The organism is Pantoea rwandensis (genome assembly GCF_000759475.1).
GTDB classification, from domain to species: Bacteria; Pseudomonadota; Gammaproteobacteria; order Enterobacterales; family Enterobacteriaceae; genus Pantoea; species Pantoea rwandensis_B.
Genome location: NZ_CP009454.1, coordinates 3,697,479 through 3,715,046 on the forward strand (window position 1 = coordinate 3,697,479; position 17,568 = coordinate 3,715,046).

General features: G+C 51.6%; 15 protein-coding genes. 7 read left to right on the forward strand and 8 right to left on the reverse strand.

Translation table 11 applies throughout. The features are described from left to right. Window position 1 precedes the first annotated feature (1 nt). From LH22_RS17030 to bolA, 8 genes are all read right to left on the reverse strand, one after another. Window positions 2-325 (reverse strand): ComEA family DNA-binding protein, encoded by a 324-nt coding sequence (locus LH22_RS17030; protein ID WP_038648552.1) that lies wholly within the window; start codon window positions 323-325, stop codon window positions 2-4. A 140-nt stretch (window positions 326-465) separates the two neighbouring features. Continuing rightward, the gene (gene ppiD, locus LH22_RS17035) at window positions 466-2,334 is read right to left on the reverse strand and encodes a peptidylprolyl isomerase (protein ID WP_038650252.1); all 1,869 of its coding nucleotides are present in this window, start codon (window positions 2,332-2,334) and stop codon (window positions 466-468) included. A gap of 237 nt (window positions 2,335-2,571) precedes the next feature. Next, window positions 2,572-2,844, reverse strand: coding sequence for a nucleoid-associated protein HU-beta (gene hupB, locus LH22_RS17040; RefSeq protein WP_034828113.1), 273 nt, complete (start codon window positions 2,842-2,844; stop codon window positions 2,572-2,574). A gap of 213 nt (window positions 2,845-3,057) precedes the next feature. After that, window positions 3,058-5,412: an endopeptidase La gene (lon, locus tag LH22_RS17045; protein ID WP_034828111.1), complete on the reverse strand. Its 2,355-nt coding sequence runs from the start codon at window positions 5,410-5,412 to the stop codon at window positions 3,058-3,060. 186 nt (window positions 5,413-5,598) lie between these two features. Next, window positions 5,599-6,870 (reverse strand): ATP-dependent protease ATP-binding subunit ClpX, encoded by a 1,272-nt coding sequence (gene clpX / locus LH22_RS17050; RefSeq protein ID WP_034828109.1) that lies wholly within the window; start codon window positions 6,868-6,870, stop codon window positions 5,599-5,601. 127 nt (window positions 6,871-6,997) lie between these two features. Further along, window positions 6,998-7,621, reverse strand: a complete 624-nt coding sequence (clpP, locus tag LH22_RS17055; RefSeq protein ID WP_008103933.1) for an ATP-dependent Clp endopeptidase proteolytic subunit ClpP — start codon at window positions 7,619-7,621, stop codon at window positions 6,998-7,000. Window positions 7,622-7,957: 336 nt separating this feature from the next. Next, window positions 7,958-9,262, reverse strand: coding sequence for a trigger factor (gene tig, locus LH22_RS17060; RefSeq protein ID WP_038648556.1), 1,305 nt, complete (start codon window positions 9,260-9,262; stop codon window positions 7,958-7,960). Window positions 9,263-9,563: 301 nt separating this feature from the next. Continuing rightward, the gene (gene bolA / locus LH22_RS17065) at window positions 9,564-9,878 is read right to left on the reverse strand and encodes a transcriptional regulator BolA (RefSeq protein WP_034828103.1); all 315 of its coding nucleotides are present in this window, start codon (window positions 9,876-9,878) and stop codon (window positions 9,564-9,566) included. 267 nt (window positions 9,879-10,145) lie between these two features. Here bolA and LH22_RS17070 point away from each other — a divergent pair, with 267 nt between their 5' ends. From LH22_RS17070 to cyoE, 7 genes are all read left to right on the forward strand, one after another. Further along, on the forward strand, window positions 10,146-10,724 hold the full coding sequence (locus LH22_RS17070; protein ID WP_038648559.1) for a lipoprotein: 579 nt from the start codon (window positions 10,146-10,148) through the stop codon (window positions 10,722-10,724). Window positions 10,725-10,778: 54 nt separating this feature from the next. Next, window positions 10,779-12,266: a muropeptide MFS transporter AmpG gene (ampG, locus tag LH22_RS17075; protein ID WP_038648561.1), complete on the forward strand. Its 1,488-nt coding sequence runs from the start codon at window positions 10,779-10,781 to the stop codon at window positions 12,264-12,266. A gap of 440 nt (window positions 12,267-12,706) precedes the next feature. Next, window positions 12,707-13,633 (forward strand): cytochrome o ubiquinol oxidase subunit II, encoded by a 927-nt coding sequence (gene cyoA, locus LH22_RS17080; RefSeq protein WP_034828097.1) that lies wholly within the window; start codon window positions 12,707-12,709, stop codon window positions 13,631-13,633. 4 nt (window positions 13,634-13,637) lie between these two features. Continuing rightward, on the forward strand, window positions 13,638-15,620 hold the full coding sequence (gene cyoB / locus LH22_RS17085; RefSeq protein WP_034828096.1) for a cytochrome o ubiquinol oxidase subunit I: 1,983 nt from the start codon (window positions 13,638-13,640) through the stop codon (window positions 15,618-15,620). Continuing rightward, window positions 15,620-16,234 (forward strand): cytochrome o ubiquinol oxidase subunit III, encoded by a 615-nt coding sequence (locus LH22_RS17090; protein ID WP_038648564.1) that lies wholly within the window; start codon window positions 15,620-15,622, stop codon window positions 16,232-16,234. The genes cyoB and LH22_RS17090 overlap by 1 nt, the downstream gene beginning before the upstream one ends. Next, window positions 16,234-16,563 carry a cytochrome o ubiquinol oxidase subunit IV gene (locus LH22_RS17095; protein WP_034828092.1) on the forward strand — a complete coding sequence of 110 codons (330 nt, stop codon included), beginning with the start codon at window positions 16,234-16,236 and terminating at the stop codon, window positions 16,561-16,563. The genes LH22_RS17090 and LH22_RS17095 overlap by 1 nt, the downstream gene beginning before the upstream one ends. Before the next feature lie 13 nt (window positions 16,564-16,576). Next, complete coding sequence (cyoE, locus tag LH22_RS17100) at window positions 16,577-17,464, forward strand: heme o synthase (protein ID WP_034828090.1); 888 nt, start codon at window positions 16,577-16,579, stop codon at window positions 17,462-17,464. The last annotated feature ends 104 nt before the right edge of the window (window positions 17,465-17,568 follow it).

Here is a 17,568-nt window from a genome sequence, read left to right on the forward strand (position 1 = left end):
CTCACAGTTTCAGCCGACCACTGTTACGTTCCACCAGAGCATTGCCGATGCCTGGAATCTCCTTAAGCTGATCGATGGCGGTAAACGGACCATACTGCTCGCGATAACTGACAATCGCCTGAGCTTTCTTCAGGCCGATGCCGTTCATTGCGGCTGCGAGCTGTTCAGCGCTGGCTTGATTGATGCTGACCTGTCCCTCTTGCGGCGAGGATACTTGCGTCGCCTGCGTTTCGCTGGGGCTTTCGGCCGCGGACAGTCCGGTGGTATAGAGTGCGCCACCCAGCGCCAGCGTGATACATAGAGCGCGAAAAGTTGATTTCACCATGCTGTGTTTCTCCTTGTGTTTGACAGCCACAGCAGAGTGTCACAGCGTGTTTTCAGGCTCAAAAGGGCAATTACAGAAATGGAAAAGGCCGCAGAAGCGGCCTTTGAGTTGTTGCAGCGGATTCACATTTTTTGTGAGGCTTACTGGTTTTGTGCAGCCGCGCCGTATTTGATTTTCGCGTCTTTACGCAGGTTTTCCAGCAGCGCTTCAAACGCAATCTGTGCGTTATTCTGCGTCACGCCTTTCACCATCTCATCAATCTGCGCCTGCGGCATATTACCCGGGCTGACTTTATCCAGCGCGACCAATACCACGTTACCCTGCATATCTTCGCTCACACCCCAGGACAGTTTGTTGTCCGCGGGTTGTGGCAAGTTAAAGGCAGACTGCGCAACCGGATCCTGTGCATTACGATCAAAGGATTTGCTGGCACTCAGGGTCAAGCCTGCCGCTTTCAGCGCATCTTCTTTACCGGCTTTCAGATCAACCAGCAGCTTATCGGCCTGAGCTTTAGCCTGCTGTGTGGCTTTGTCATGCTTCAGCGTGTCGGCAATCTGCGCTTTCACCTGATCCAGCGGTTTTACGGCTTCAGGCTTGTGCTCGCTGATGCGCAGCACGAATGCACGATCACCATCGACGCTGATGATGTCAGAGTTATTACCCGGCGCACCGTTTTGGCCCACCAGTCCACCGTTGAAGATCGCCTGCTTGACCTGATCGAAATCGAGTTCAGCCGGAACATTATCACGCGTGATCCAGCCGGTTTCCGTGACTTTCAGACCGGAAGCCTGTGCTGCACCCGCCAACGACTCGTTGTCATTGCTGGCCGCTTCACTGACTTTCTGCTGCAGCTTGTAGAAGGCGTCGACTGCTTTTTCCTGCTTCACCTTGTCAGCAACAGCGTCATGGATCTCAGCCAGCGGCTTAATCTGCTCGGCCTGGATATCATCCAGACGTACCACCAGGAAACCGACTGAAGATTTGATCACGCCTGACAGCTGGCCTTTCTGCGTCAGGTTGGCATTTTTCAGCTCATCCGGCGTGGTGCCCGGCTCCAGCCACCCCATATCGCCACCTTTGCGTGCTGAGATCGGGTCAATGGATTTGCTTTTTGCCAGCGTGGCGAAGTCTTCACCCTTCTTCAGCGCTTCCAGAACGGCATTGGCATCCGCTTCAGTTTTGGTCTGAATCACGCTGTAGCGATTGCGCTGCGGCTGTGAATAGTCAGCTTTGTGTTGATCGAACCAACTCTGAATGTCCGCTTCGCTCACGGTTTCCTGCATGCTGGCTGCATCCATTTTGATGTAGCTGACGCGGAACTGCTCAGGTGCCATGAAGCTGTTCTGATGCTGCTGGTAATACTGATTGATCTCATCATCACTGGCCGTTTGTTTCGCTGCCAGCGCGTTAACATCAATCACCGCCTGACGAATTTCACGCTGCTGCGAGACCAGGTCCACCAGCTTGCTGGTTTCACCTTTCAGCATGAAATCGGTATTAGCGACCGCGTTGATCAACTGCTGTGTGGCTAACTGCTTACGCAGCGCCGCCGCGTACTGATCCGGCGTAAAGCCCATCTGGTTGATTAAGCCGTTGTACTTCGCGTTATCAAACTTGCCGTTAGTCTGGAAAGCTTTTTGATTGAAGATCGCCTGCTTGATCTGATCATCGCTAATGCCAATCTTCAGATCTTTGATGTATTGATCGAGCAACGCCTGATCAATCAGCTGAGACAGCGCCTGCTGACGCATCTGCTGCATGTAACCTTCGTTGCTGGCCAGCTGCGAGAATTGATCGCCCAGCATCTGCTGCTGACGATTACGCTCGTTGTTAAAGCCCTGCTCAAGCTCTGCACGGCTAATTTCATGGCCATTAACTTTGGCGGCATAATCGCTGCCACCGCCGATCAGGTAGTTGCCCACCCCGGTCAGTACGAAAGACAGGATGATCAATCCCAGAATGATCTTGAGCACGACATGATTCGACGCCGCGCGTAAATTGTCCATCATGGTATGACAACACTCCGCTGTAGTGTGAATGTAAAGCTCTGACACGATGTCATCATCGTGCAACTGCTGTTCAGGCTGGCAGTTGGCAACCATGCGGAGACAATAGCCTGTGGCCATCGCCGCGCATCAAGAATAAAAAAGGCACATCAAAAATGATGTGCCCGTATGTTACATGAGAACGGCTTTTTCGTCCTCAATCCATAGAAGAAAATGCTTCAATGGATGTGTCAGCGGTCATTAATTGACTGAGTCTTTCAGTGCTTTACCTGCACGGAAGCCCGGAACTTTACCAGCCGGGATGGTGATCTCTTTACCGGTTTGCGGGTTACGGCCTGTACGAGCAGCACGCTCACGTACAGAGAAAGTACCGAAACCAACCAGTGCCACTTCATCACCGCCTTTCAGCGCGTCAGAAACGGAGCCCATGAATGCATCTAACACACGTCCCGCTGCTGCTTTAGAAATGTCAGCGTCTGCAGCAATTTTGTCGATCAACTGTGACTTATTCACTCTATTCATCCCCTCTTTTATTATTCACATCGCACCCGCGCTTCCCGCCCGGTGCGAACGCGCAGCCAGTTATATCAAGCCTGTGGAGCTGAAACAACGGTATTCATCTTAATCGTTGATTCAACAGCCCCCTAAATTAGCGGCACAAAAAAAAGCTGGCAAGCACCATTTGGCCTGCCAGCTTCGCTTTTTAACGGTTTTTGCCGTTAATCACTATTTTGCCGTCGCAACCTGCATGCCGTAAGGCGCATTTTCCAGTGCCAGGTTCAGCACTTCTTCAATACGCTTCACAGGATGGATGGTCAGATCGGCAATCACGTTCTGTGGAATCTCTTCCAGATCGCGCTTGTTTTCATCCGGGATCAGCACGGTTTTGATGCCACCACGATGCGCTGCCAGCAGCTTCTCTTTCAGACCACCAATCGGCAGCACCTGACCGCGCAGAGTGATCTCACCTGTCATCGCCACATCAGAGCGCACCGGGTTACCGGTCAGACAAGAAACCAGCGCCGTACACATGGCTATACCGGCACTTGGGCCATCTTTCGGCGTTGCCCCTTCCGGAACGTGCACGTGGATATCACGTTTCTCGTGGAAATCCCCGTTGATGCCGAGTTTCTCCGCACGCGCGCGAACCACTGTCAGCGCCGCCTGGATAGACTCCTGCATCACTTCACCCAGTGAGCCGGTGTAAGTCAGCTTGCCTTTACCCGGTACGCAGGCGGTTTCAATGGTCAGCAGATCGCCTCCCACTTCCGTCCATGCCAGACCGGTGACCTGGCCTACGCGGTTTTCAGTGTCCGCACGACCATAATCAAAGCGCTGCACGCCCAGGAAATCGTGAAGGTTTTCACCATTAATCTTGATGCTCTTCTTGCTTTTGTCCATCAGCAGCGTTTTCACTGCTTTACGGCACAGCTTGGAGAGTTCACGTTCCAGACTACGCACGCCCGCTTCACGGGTGTAATAACGGATAATGCCGATGATGGCGCTATCGTCAACACTGATCTCTTTTTCTTTCAGTGCATTACGCTCAATCTGCTTCGGCAGTAAGTGCTGTTTGGCGATATTCAGTTTTTCATCTTCGGTATAACCCGAGAGACGAATCACTTCCATACGATCCAGCAGCGGTGCCGGGATGTTCATGGAGTTAGAGGTCGCCACGAACATCACGTCAGAGAGATCGTAATCCACTTCCAGATAGTGATCGTTGAACGCAATGTTCTGCTCTGGATCCAGCACCTCCAGCAATGCCGAAGCGGGATCGCCGCGCATATCGGACGACATCTTATCGATCTCATCCAACAGGAACAGCGGGTTCTTCACGCCGACTTTAGCCATTTTCTGGATCAGTTTGCCCGGCATAGAACCGATGTAAGTGCGACGATGTCCGCGGATTTCCGCTTCATCGCGCACGCCGCCCAGTGCCATACGAACATATTTACGGCCGGTGGCTTTGGCAATTGACTGGCCCAGCGAGGTTTTACCCACGCCTGGCGGTCCGACGAGGCACAGAATTGGGCCTTTAATTTTGCTGACGCGACTTTGCACCGCAAGGTACTCAAGAATGCGGTCTTTCACGCGTTCCAGACCGTAATGATCGGTATCCAGCGTTTCCTGCGCCTTCAGCAGGTCTTTTTTTACCTTGCTGCGCGCAACCCATGGCACCTGAACCATCCAGTCGATGTAACCACGCACCACGGTGGCTTCTGCAGACATCGGCGACATCATTTTCAGCTTCTGCAGTTCTGCTTCGGCTTTTTCGCGCGCTTCAGTCGGCATTTTTGCCGCTTCAATTTTACGTTTCAGCGCTTCGTATTCGTCCGGCGCATCATCCATCTCGCCCAGCTCTTTCTGAATGGCTTTCATTTGCTCATTCAGATAGTACTCACGCTGGCTTTTCTCCATCTGCTTTTTCACGCGGTTGCGAATGCGCTTCTCAACCTGCAGCAGATCGATTTCGGATTCCATCATCGCCATCAGATATTCGAGACGTTCGTTGATGTCGGACATTTCCAGCACTGACTGCTTATCAGCCAGCTTCAGCGGCATATGCGCTGCTACGGTGTCGGCGAGACGCGCCGCATCGTCGATGCTGTTCAGTGAGGTCAAAACCTCAGGAGGAATTTTTTTATTCAGTTTGATGTAGCCTTCAAACTGATTAATCGCCGTACGCACCAGCACTTCCTGCTCACGCTCTTCAATTTCTGGCGAGATCAGGTATTCGGCCTGGGCAACAAAATGGTCGCCATTGTCAGCCAGTGTGGTGATGTGCGCACGCTGCAAGCCTTCAACCAGCACTTTCACCGTGCCATCGGGCAGCTTGAGCATCTGCAATACGGAAGCGACGGTCCCTACAGAGAAGAGATCGTTAATACCAGGTTCATCCGTTGAAGCCTCTTTCTGGGCAACCAGCATGATCTTCTTGTCATGATCCATTGCCGCTTCGAGGCAACGAATCGATTTTTCCCGACCAACAAACAACGGAATTACCATGTGCGGATAAACCACCACGTCGCGCAAAGGCAACACGGGGATTTCAATGCGTTCAGAACGCTCAGGATTCATAGAGCTCTCTCTTAGTTTAATGTCCGCCAGGTGATGGGTACCGCGTAAAAGAAGTTTGCAGTTCAACCCACAGGATATTGAGTATATGGGGATGCTTGGTCGACATTCAATGTCAGGGGAGAGAGAAAAACAAAAGGGGAAACATTTTCCCCTTTTTTAAGATAACAACATGGTTAGATTGTTTATTTATTCGCCAGAAGCCTGAGCTTCGTGCTTACCATAAATCAACATCGGCTCGGATTGACCGTCAATCACTGACTCATCAATCACCACTTTTTCCACGTCATCCATCGATGGCAGATCGTACATGGTTTCCAGCAGCGCACCTTCTACGATAGAACGCAGACCACGCGCACCGGTTTTGCGGGACATCGCTTTCTTAGCGATCGCCGTCAGCGCTTCATCACGGAACTCGAGCTCCACACCTTCAAGGTTAAACAGAGCCTGGTACTGTTTGGTCAACGCATTCTTCGGTTCGCGCAGGATCTGAATCAGGGCTTCTTCACTCAATTCACTCAGCGTCGCCACCACCGGCAGACGACCAATGAATTCTGGAATCAGACCAAATTTAATCAGATCTTCTGGCTCAACCTGCGACAGCAACTCGCCTTCGCTGGCTTTCTGCGATTTACCTTTCACCGTCGCGCCGAAGCCGATACCGGATCCGGTTTCCACGCGCTGGGAAATCACTTTGTCGAGGCCAGCAAAAGCACCACCACAAATGAACAGGATCTTAGACGTATCAACCTGCAGGAACTCCTGCTGTGGATGCTTACGCCCACCCTGCGGCGGAACCGCGGCAACGGTACCTTCGATCAGCTTCAGCAACGCCTGCTGTACGCCTTCACCAGAAACGTCACGCGTGATTGACGGGTTGTCTGACTTACGAGAAATCTTGTCGATTTCATCGATATAGACGATACCGCGCTGTGCTTTCTGCACATCGTAATCACACTTCTGCAGCAGTTTCTGGATGATGTTTTCCACATCCTCACCCACATAACCGGCTTCGGTCAGGGTGGTGGCATCCGCCATGGTGAACGGAACATCCAGCAAACGCGCCAGGGTTTCAGCCAGCAAGGTTTTACCGCTGCCGGTTGGACCGATCAGCAGTATGTTACTTTTGCCCAGTTCGATGCCATTACTGGTATCGCCATTGCGCAGACGTTTGTAGTGGTTATAGACCGCTACCGCCAGCACTTTTTTCGCCCTTTCCTGACCGATGACGTAATCATCTAAATGATGACGGATTTCATGCGGCGTCGGCAGTGCACTGCGCTCACGGTGCGGAGCTACTTCTTTAATCTCTTCGCGAATGATGTCGTTGCATAAATCAACACATTCGTCGCAAATATACACTGACGGCCCGGCAATCAGCTTACGGACTTCATGCTGGCTTTTGCCGCAGAAAGAGCAGTACAGCAACTTACCTGAACCGTCTTTGCGCTTATCTGTCATCAGCTAACCTCTTTTCGTTCTCAGACCCAATTTGGTGTACGGCACTGGCCGCACATCAACGGCCGATATTCATGCAACTCATCGTGCTGCCCCGTTAACTATAGCGTAAGGGGCAGCCAGATGTGTCTTATTGGCGATGCGTCAGAATAGAATCGACCAAGCCATACTCTACCGCTTCGCTGGCAGAGAGGAAACGATCGCGCTCGGTGTCGCGTTCGATCTCTTCCAGTGATTTGCCAGTGTGTTCAGCCATCAACTCATTCATACGCTGCTTCACTTTCAGAATTTCACGCGCATGGATTTCAATATCCGTCGCCTGGCCCTGGTAACCGCCCAGCGGCTGGTGAATCATGACGCGGGAATTCGGCAGGCAGAAGCGCTTACCTTTGGTACCTGCAGTCAGCAGGAACGCACCCATTGAACAAGCCTGACCCATACAAATGGTGCTGACGTCCGGCTTGATGAATTTCATGGTGTCATAAATCGACATCCCGGCAGTAATCACGCCGCCTGGCGAGTTAATGTAGAGATAAATGTCTTTTTCAGGATTCTCAGCTTCCAGAAACAGCATCTGCGCCACGATCAGGTTGGCCATATGATCTTCAACCTGGCCGGTCAGGAAGATCACACGCTCTTTGAGCAGGCGGGAGTAAATGTCGTATGAACGCTCGCCGCGCGAGGTTTGTTCGACCACCATTGGCACCAGCGCCATGTGCGGTGCAGTAAATTCACGATCGCCACTGTATGACATTACCGTCTCCTGATAAATTTCATTGGCAACATTCTGTACCGATATTACGTGAGGCGCGTCGGGAAAACTATGCGCTGCCCTCTCACTCCGACATAACAGGACGGTTAATCAGCCAGTCTCACTGTTTTCATGCATTCTCCCTGTATCTGGGGATGCTGCCCAGTTGTTTCAAGCATAACAACCTTTTGCCCATTCGCTAACACGGAAAAAGAGCTTAGCGAACAATTTGCCGATTAATTAAGCAAATAGAGGACAATTCTATGCGGTTAATGCCCTAAAACGAAAAAGCCCGCGACTTTTCAGTCGCGGGCTTCGCACTTTCGGTTAACTAACGAATCAGGCCGCTGAGGTCTGGTTCATCAGTTCCTGGAAGTTGGTTGGTTTATCGGTCACTTTGGCTTTCGCCAGTACCGCTTCAACAGCCTGCTCTTCCAGAGCAACGTTGCGCATATTGTTCATTAGCTCGTTGTTCTTGCTGTAGAACTCGATCACTTCCTGCGGATCTTCGTACGCAGAAGCCATCTCTTCGATCAGCGCTTTAACGCGGTCTTCGTCAGCTTTCAGCTCGTTGATGCGAATCACTTCGCCCAGCAGCAGACCAACAACAACGCGACGTTTAGCCTGCTCTTCGAACAGCTCACGTGGCAGCTCGAAAGCTTGCTTCTCGTTGCCACCAAAACGCTGCGCAGCCTGGCGACGCAGAACGTCGATTTCGCTGTCGATCAGTGCCACTGGCACGTCGATGTCGTTGGCTTCAACCAGACCATCAATCGCCTGAGATTTCACGCGGTTACGGATAGCGCCTTTCAGCTCACGATCCATGTTCTTACGCACTTCTGCACGCAGACCGGCAACTGAACCATCTTCAACGCCGAAGCGCTTGATGAACTCTTCAGTCAGCTCTGGCAGCTCGCGCGTTTCCACTTTCTTCAGCACGATTTCGAACTTCGCATCTTTCCCTTTCAGGGTTTCAGCGTGGTAATCGTCTGGGAATTTCACGTCGATAGTGAAGGTTTCGCCCGCTTTGTGGCCAACAACACCTTCTTCGAAGCCTGGGATCATACGACCCTGGCCCATCGCCAGTACGAAGTCAGACGCTTTGCCGCCTTCGAACTCTTCGCCGTCTACTGAACCGGAAAAGTCGATGGTTGCGCGATCTTCAGCAGTCGCTGCAGCATCGCTCTCTTTCCAGGTCGCCTGCTGCTTCTGCAGGGTTTCCAGCATGGTATCAACGTCAGCATCGGTGACTTCAACCACTGGCTTCTCGACTTCGATAGCATCCAGGCCTTTCAGCTCAACTTCTGGATACACTTCGAACTCAACCGCGTAGGTGAAATCTTCACCTTCTTTGTACTCACCTGGCACGTAGTTTGGTGCGCCAGCTGGGTTGATTTTCTCTTTGATGATGGCGTCAACGAAGTTGCGCGTCATCAGCTCGCCCAGCACGTCCTGGCGAACAGAAGCACCGTAGCGCTGAGAAATGATGTTTGCCGGCACTTTGCCTTTACGGAAACCGTCGATACGGACTTTCTTAGCCACTTCCACCAGTTCTTTCTTCACTGCGCTTTCGATGCTGTCTGCTGCAACAGTAATCGAAATGCGACGGCCCAGACCCTGAGTGGTTTCTACTGAAACTGTCATCTTGTTACCTCAAAAAATCACGTGCTCGGTCAACTTCAGACACCACACATTAAATGCGCCGTATCCAACAATCGGGACGGCCTCTGCAGGCAGAACCTAATCCCTGTCACCAGAAGCGTCCCGAAGACATTCCGGAAAAATAGACGCCGCATTATAGCGGCATCGCTGGAATGAGTCGAGGCTGCAAACTCACCACTTTTTAGCGGTTTTGCTGCTTTTTTGCGCCATGGATCGCGTTTAAGGGTAATAGATGAAAAGAAAACGGCCCGCAGGCCGTTTTGAGAGAGGATGAAGTGTGAACTCAGGCGAGGGTGCCCGCTCCCCGACAGTTAGGTGACGCCAGCACGGTATCTTGCAAGCCATCCCACTCTTTTTGCGTGTAAGTGTGTAGTGCCAGTGCGTGCACGCTCCCTGCTAACTCTTCGGTCAGTTCGCCATAAATGGCGCGATGACGCTGCAGGAATCGCTGGCCGGTAAACACATCGCTGACAATCACCACTTTGAAGTGACTTTCAGAACCAGCGGGCACGTTATGACGATAGCTTTCATCATGCACTTCGAGATGTGCAGGTTCGAACGCCTTACGCAGCTTTTCTTCTATTTGTTCGCGAATCATTGTTAACACTCCTCAACGGCGAGCGCTGTGCCCATCTGTTTAAATATTAGTAGGTTTTTTGGCCAACCCGCAGGCGCGCCGGAAATAATTCCTGATCTGCTGCGCATCTTAGCGGGCTCATTCGTCAGGTCAATGCTGTTGCATGACCGCCTGTCCGAAAAAAGCCTTTACAATCAATTTCCACTGGCACGGGGCTTTTTTCGCCGTCGCGCAATGCTATGATGGCCGCAGTTTTGCAAACCAACCCATATGCTAACGAGAATGAGTATGTTGAAAAAACTGTTATTCCCTCTGCTGGCTGCATTTATTTTGGCCGGCTGTGCCAGCAATAACACCACCCTGAACATTCAGCCTAAGATCCAGCTGCCACAGCAAGATCCTGGTCTGATGGGTGCCACCATCAGCGTTAACGGTGCCGATCAGCGTTCCGATCAGGCTCTGGCAAAAGTGAATCGTGACGGTCAGTTAGTCACCTTAACGCCATCGCGCGATCTGCGTTTCCTGTTACAGGAAGTGCTGGAGAAGCAGATGACAGCACGCGGTTACGTGATCGGACCAAACGGTGCGGTTGACCTGCAGATTGTCGTCAATGGTCTTTACGCTGATGTGACACAAGGTAACGTGCGTTACAGCATTACCACCAAGGCTGACATTTCCATCATTGCGACCGCAAAAAACGGTAACAAACAGGTTAAAAATTATCGTCAGACTTACAGCGTAGAAGGCGCTTTCACCGCCACTAACGCGAAGATCACCAACGCGGTCAACTCTACCCTGAGCGACGTGATTGCTGATATGGCGCAGGACACCAGCGTTCACGAATTTATTAAACAAAACGCCCGCTAATTCCTCAGCTATTCTGCCCGGTCACCTTTGGCCGGGCATCATTTCAGGTTGGTTATGACTTCTCACTATCTGCGCATTTTCACCCAACGTAATGCAGCCGTATTGCTGCTGCTCGGTTTTGCTTCCGGACTGCCTTTAGCTCTGACAGCCGGGACCTTACAGGCGTGGATGACCGTAGAGAATGTCGATCTGAAAACCATCGGTTTCTTCTCCCTTGTCGGCCAGGCTTACGTGTTTAAGTTCCTGTGGTCGCCGATGATGGATCGCTATACCCCGCCGTTTCTTGGCCGTCGCCGTGGCTGGTTACTGGTTACTCAACTCGCACTGATCGCCGGCATTATCGCCATGGGCTTTATGCAGCCTTCGCGCGATCTGACGCTGCTGGCTGCCCTGGCCGTGCTGGTTGCCTTCTGTTCTGCATCGCAGGATATCGTGTTTGATGCCTGGAAAACCGATGTGCTACCGCCAGAAGAACGGGGCAGCGGTGCCGCGATTACGGTGTTGGGTTATCGCCTGGCGATGCTGATTTCAGGCGGACTGGCGCTGTGGCTTGCCGACCGATATCTGGGATGGCAGGCAACCTACTGGTTAATGGCGCTGCTGATGTTGCCAGGTTTGATTGCGACATTGCTGGCCAAAGAGCCCACAGCACCCGCGCGTGAGCCGCACACCCTGCGTCAGGCCGTTTCGTTCCCGCTCAAAGACTTCTTCCTGCGTAACAATGCCTGGCTGCTGATCACCTTAATCATCCTTTATAAGCTGGGTGATGCTTTTGCTGCGTCGCTCACCACCACTTTCCTGATTCGCGGCGTAGGTTTCAGCGCCGGCGATGTCGGACTGGTGAATAAAACGCTGGGATTGCTGGCAACCATCATTGGTGCGCTTTACGGCGGTGTGCTGATGCAACGCCTGAGCCTGTTCCGTGCCCTGATGATTTTCGGCATTCTTCAGGCGGTTTCCAACTTCGCTTATTGGCTATTGGCCGTGACGCCGCCTCATTTATGGAGCATGGCCAGCGCGGTGTTCATTGAGAATCTTTGCGGAGGGATGGGCACCGCCGCGTTTGTGGCGCTGCTGATGACATTGTGCAATAAGTCATTTTCCGCAACGCAGTTCGCGCTGCTCTCTGCCCTTTCCGCCGTCGGGCGCGTTTACGTCGGACCCGCTGCAGGATGGCTGGTCGAGCTGTGGGGCTGGCCGACCTTCTATGCTTTCACCGTGTTTGCAGGCGTGCCTGGCTTAATGCTGCTGTGGATTAGCCGCAGCACCCTGCAAGCCATTCAGCAGAGCGGGGAGTTTGTGATGCGAACCCGCTGGCCGCATGGCTATCGCTGGACAGTGCGTCTGTTCAGCTTCGGTTGTGGCCTGCTGGCACTCTGGTTGGTGATGCTAGCCCTGAATGCCGCTGGCATCTGGCATGTCAACGCGCTGCTGACACCGCTTTTTGAGATGGGTATGGCACTGGCGCTGGTGGCCGTGGCATTGGGTGTGATGCTGGATTGTCTGGCGTTAAGAAAAATGCCGGGGAAAAATCTGACTTAAGTAATGATAATTTGTCAGCCGCTAAATATTTGGCTAAAAAAATAACAATGAACTCATTTTAACGAATAGCATTTTTTTCATCGCGAAAAAGAAACATTAAATTAACAACCCAGAATTATATTTAAATCCGGTGCGCAATTACTTTGTAGAAAACTCATCACCCAAATGCTACACAATTGTTAAATAAATGGGCATTAATAGTACGGTTTATGCTTTCCCTGATTTTTCTGCGGTTTCTATCATTGTTTTTTGTTATATTGACGCCAACTGCTTGTCGCAATTAATAATTTGTCACCCTGCGCAACATCTGTGACACCCTTAGCAAAAGGTGTCAACAGCCTTCTGACACATCCTTAAGCTGGTTTACACTGCATAAACCTTCCCGTAAAATGCGCGCACACTTAAACGACAATAGAGCCCTTTGTCATTGAGGTCGTTAAATGAGACTCAGGAAATACAATAAAAGTTTGGGGATTTTGTCATTAATTGCAGGCGCTGTATTACTCAGTGGCTGCGATAGTGCGTTGTTAAATCCCAAAGGACAGATTGCACTGGAGCAACGTTCGCTGATTCTGACAGCTTTTGGCTTGATGATGATCGTGGTTATCCCGGCAGTCTTCATGGCAGTATTCTTTGCCTGGAAATATCGGGCAACCAATACTAATGCGACTTATAGCCCTAACTGGTCACACTCTAACAAAGTGGAAGCCGTGGTCTGGACGATTCCAATCCTGATCATTATCTTCCTCGGCGTGCTGACCTGGAAATCGACCCACGCACTGGAACCGAGCAAACCGCTGGTTTCTGACGTGAAGCCGGTTGAGATCGATGTGGTTGCGCTGGACTGGAAATGGCTGTTTATCTACCCTGAACAGGGTATTGCAACCGTGAACCAGATTGCCTTCCCGGCAAATACTCCGGTGAACTTCAAGATCACCTCCAACTCCGTAATGAACTCCTTCTTTATTCCTACGCTCGGTAGCCAGATCTACGCCATGGCGGGCATGCAGACTAAACTGCACCTGATCGCCAATGAGCCAGGAACATTCGACGGTATCTCTGCGAACTTCAGTGGTCGCGGTTTCTCTGGCATGAAGTTCAAAGCCATTGCAACCAAAGACGATGCGGAATTCCAGCAGTGGGTGGCTAAAGTTAAAGCAGCACCTAACGCGCTGACCACCATGGATGATTTCGAGAAACTGGCTGCGCCAAGCGAAAATCACCCGGTGGAATATTTCTCAACTGCGAATCCAGAACTGTTCAAGCAGGTTATTGATAAGTTCATGATGAGCCACGGGAAGATGGACATGCCAGAGCACAAAGGCATGGACATGAATCACGCCGCTGCTGCGGGAGCCGAGGAATAATACGATGTTCGGAAAATTAACACTGGATGCAGTGCCATACCACGAACCCATTATCGTGGTTACGGTAGCCGCAATCATCTTAGGTGGTCTGGCACTGGTTGCCGCGATTACTTATTTTGGTAAGTGGCAATACCTGTGGTCAGAATGGTTCACCTCCATTGACCACAAAAAACTGGGTATCATGTACATCATCATGGCTTTCGTCATGCTGCTGCGCGGCTTTGCCGATGCGGTAATGATGCGTACCCAACAAGTGATGGCTTCCGCAGGCGAAGCCGGCATATTACCACCGCACCACTACGACCAGATCTTCACCGCGCACGGCGTGATCATGATCTTCTTCGTGGCGATGCCTTTCGTGGTAGGTCTGATGAACATCGCGGTACCGCTGCAAATCGGTGCACGTGACGTTGCCTTCCCGTTCCTGAACAACCTGAGCTTCTGGTTTACTGCGATCGGTGTGATCCTGGTGAACATCTCTCTGGGTGTGGGCGAGTTCGCACAGACTGGCTGGTTGGCTTATCCACCGCTTTCGGGCGCGGAATACAGTCCTGGCGTCGGGGTCGATTATTGGATCTGGAGTCTCCAGCTTTCCGGTATCGGTACGACACTGACCGGTATCAACTTCTTCGTGACCATTCTGAAGATGCGTGCACCGGGCATGGACCTGTTCAAAATGCCTGTCTTCACCTGGGCATCACTGTGTACTAACGTCCTAATCATCGCTGCGTTCCCGGTTCTGACCGTGACGCTGGCACTGTTGACGCTTGACCGTTACCTCGGCTTCCATTTCTTCACCAATGAAATGGGCGGTAACATGATGATGTACGTCAACCTGATTTGGGTCTGGGGTCACCCGGAAGTATACATCCTCGTTCTGCCGGTATTCGGTGTGTTCGCGGAAGTCACTGCGACCTTCTCCAAAAAGCGTCTGTTCGGTTACACCTCTCTGGTGTGGGCGACCATCGCGATTACCGTTCTGTCGTTCATCGTTTGGCTGCACCACTTCTTCACCATGGGTGCCGGTGCCAACGTTAACGCCTTCTTCGGTATTATGACGATGATCATCGCGATTCCGACCGGCGTGAAAATCTTCAACTGGCTGTTCACCATGTATCAGGGTCGCGTTGAGTTCCACTCAGCGATGCTGTGGACGATTGGCTTCCTGGTCACCTTCTCTATTGGTGGTATGACCGGTGTTCTGCTGGCCGTTCCAGGTGCGGACTTCATTCTGCACAACAGCTTGTTCCTGATTGCTCACTTCCATAACGTGATTATCGGTGGTGTGGTGTTCGGTTGTATGGCTGGCGTGACCTACTGGTTCCCGAAAGCATTCGGCTTCACCCTGAACGAAAAATGGGGTATCCGTGCATTCTGGTTCTGGATCATTGGTTTCTTCGTCGCCTTTATGCCGCTGTACGCATTGGGCTTCATGGGTATGACCCGTCGTATCAGCCAGGACATCGATCCTCAGTTCCACTCACTGCTGGTTGTTGCAGCAGGCGGTGCGGCACTGATTGCATGCGGTATCTTGTGCCAGCTGACTCAGTTCTACGTTTCTGTGCGTGACCGCGACCAGAACCGCGATCTGACCGGTGACCCGTGGGGTGGTCGTACGCTGGAGTGGGCAACCTCTTCACCGCCTCCGTTCTATAACTTTGCTGTTATCCCTGAAATCCACGAGCGCGATGCGTTCTGGGAAATGAAAGAGAAAGGCGAAGCCTATAAGCAACCAGAAAAATATGAAGAAATTCATATGCCGAAAAACAGCGGCGCAGCCCTGATTATCGCAGCCTTCATGACCGTGTTTGGTTTCGCGATGATCTGGCACATCTGGTGGCTGGCTGGCCTTACCTTCCTGGCCACAATTGTGACCTGGATTGTGAAGAGCTTCGACGAAGACGTGGATTACTACGTTCCGGTTGCTGAAGTCGAGCAGATCGAGAAGAAGCACTTTGACGAAATCAGCAAAGCAGGTCTGAAATAATGTCAACTGAAACTGCAAAACACCACCACGACGCCCATGCGGAGCATGGGCATCACGATGCAGGAGCCAATAAAGTCTTTGGCTTCTGGATCTACCTGATGAGTGACTGCATTATCTTCGCAACCCTGTTTGCGACCTATGCAGTTATGGTCAATAACACTGCCGGTGGTCCGGCAGGTAAAGACATCTTTGAACTGCCGTTTGTGCTGGTTGAAACCGCGCTGCTGCTGCTCAGCTCCATTACTTATGGAATGGCAGTGATTGCGATGAACAACCAGAACAAGGGTTCAGTCATCAGCTGGTTGGCTCTGACCTTCCTGTTTGGTGCTGGATTCATCGGCATGGAAATCTATGAATTCCATCACCTGATCCTGGAAGGCTTTGGTCCTGACCGCAGTGGTTTCCTGTCCGCGTTCTTTACGCTGGTCGGTACCCACGGTCTGCACGTGACCTCAGGCCTGATCTGGATGGCAGTGATGATGTTCCAGATTTCTAAACGTGGTCTGACTGCAACTAACCGCACCCGTATCATGTGCCTGAGCTTGTTCTGGCACTTCCTGGATGTGGTTTGGATCTGCGTATTCACCGTTGTCTATCTGATGGGAGCCATGTAATGAGTCATTCAGTTAACGAACATGGCGCTTCTCACGGTAGCGTGAAGTCTTACATGATCGGCTTCATCCTTTCTATCATCCTGACCGGTATTCCGTTCTGGATGGTAATGGATGGCGGCGCATCACACGGCACGATTCTGGGTGTGGTTCTGGTGTGTGCGGTGGTTCAGGTGTTAGTACACCTGGTCTACTTCCTGCACCTGGACAGCAAGTCAGAGGGCGGCTGGAACATGGTGGCGATTGTCTTCTCAGCACTCATTATTTTGATTGTTGTCGTCGGATCACTGTGGATCATGTGGAACCTCAACTACAACATGATGGCCGACTAAAGAGTCACACGTAATGATTAAGCAATACCTGCAAGTAACAAAACCAGGAATTATTTTCGGCAACTTAATTTCTGTGATCGGTGGATTCTTGCTGGCTTCGAAAGGCAGCATTGATTACCCCCTGTTTCTCTATTCACTGGTGGGCGTTTCGCTGGTTGTCGCATCAGGTTGTGTATTCAACAACGTGATTGACCGCGATATCGACATCAAAATGGAGAGAACGCGGAACCGTGTTCTGGTCAAAGGCCTGATCTCGGCGAAAGTAAGCCTGGTTTATGCAACCGCATTGGGTATTGCTGGCTTTGCGTTGCTGTATTTCGGCGCTAACCCGCTGGCCATGTGGCTGGCGGTAATGGGCTTCGTTGTCTATGTGGGCATTTACAGCCTGTATATGAAACGCAACTCCGTGTATGGCACGCTGATCGGTAGCCTCTCTGGTGCAGCACCGCCAGTGATTGGCTACTGCGCAGTGACCAATCAGTTTGATGCTGGCGCTTTGATCTTGTTGGCTATTTTTAGCCTGTGGCAGATGCCGCACTCGTACGCGATTGCGATTTTCCGCTTCAAAGATTATCAGGCGGCTAACATCCCGGTTCTGCCTGTCGTGAAAGGTATCTCGGTAGCCAAAAATCATATTACGCTTTACATCCTGGCGTTCATGATTGCTACGCTGATGCTGACACTTGGCGGTTACGCGGGCTACAAGTATCTGGTGGTCGCCGCGGCGGTGAGTGTGTGGTGGTTGGGCATGGCGCTTTCAGGTTACAAAACCTCAAACGATAAAGTTTGGGCGCGTAAACTGTTTGTGTTCTCGATTGTCGCTATCACAGCATTGAGCGTGATGATGTCGGTTGATTTTATGACGCCGGCCTCTAAAGACCTGCTGACTTACGTCTGGTAATACAGCTCCGCAACACCAGAAAGGGCGCGAATTTCGCGCCCTTTCTTTTTGTTACCACTGCTTAACAACAATTGTTTTACCCGCCCTGCCCTGCTCCTTAAAAT

Excerpts from the sequence above, each read along its gene's own strand:
- LH22_RS17030 (WP_038648552.1), bottom strand. The coding sequence starts at position 325 with ATGGTGAAATCAACTTTTCGCGCTCTATGTATCACGCTGGCGCTGGGT.
- ppiD (WP_038650252.1), bottom strand. The coding sequence starts at position 2,334 with ATGATGGACAATTTACGCGCGGCGTCGAATCATGTCGTGCTCAAGATC.
- lon (WP_034828111.1), bottom strand. The coding sequence starts at position 5,412 with ATGAATCCTGAGCGTTCTGAACGCATTGAAATCCCCGTGTTGCCTTTG.
- clpX (WP_034828109.1), bottom strand. The coding sequence starts at position 6,870 with ATGACAGATAAGCGCAAAGACGGTTCAGGTAAGTTGCTGTACTGCTCT.
- clpP (WP_008103933.1), bottom strand. The coding sequence starts at position 7,621 with ATGTCATACAGTGGCGATCGTGAATTTACTGCACCGCACATGGCGCTG.
- tig (WP_038648556.1), bottom strand. The coding sequence starts at position 9,262 with ATGACAGTTTCAGTAGAAACCACTCAGGGTCTGGGCCGTCGCATTTCG.
- bolA (WP_034828103.1), bottom strand. The coding sequence starts at position 9,878 with ATGATTCGCGAACAAATAGAAGAAAAGCTGCGTAAGGCGTTCGAACCT.
- LH22_RS17070 (WP_038648559.1), top strand. The coding sequence starts at position 10,146 with ATGTTGAAAAAACTGTTATTCCCTCTGCTGGCTGCATTTATTTTGGCC.
- ampG (WP_038648561.1), top strand. The coding sequence starts at position 10,779 with ATGACTTCTCACTATCTGCGCATTTTCACCCAACGTAATGCAGCCGTA.
- cyoA (WP_034828097.1), top strand. The coding sequence starts at position 12,707 with ATGAGACTCAGGAAATACAATAAAAGTTTGGGGATTTTGTCATTAATT.
- cyoB (WP_034828096.1), top strand. The coding sequence starts at position 13,638 with ATGTTCGGAAAATTAACACTGGATGCAGTGCCATACCACGAACCCATT.
- LH22_RS17090 (WP_038648564.1), top strand. The coding sequence starts at position 15,620 with ATGTCAACTGAAACTGCAAAACACCACCACGACGCCCATGCGGAGCAT.
- LH22_RS17095 (WP_034828092.1), top strand. The coding sequence starts at position 16,234 with ATGAGTCATTCAGTTAACGAACATGGCGCTTCTCACGGTAGCGTGAAG.
- cyoE (WP_034828090.1), top strand. The coding sequence starts at position 16,577 with ATGATTAAGCAATACCTGCAAGTAACAAAACCAGGAATTATTTTCGGC.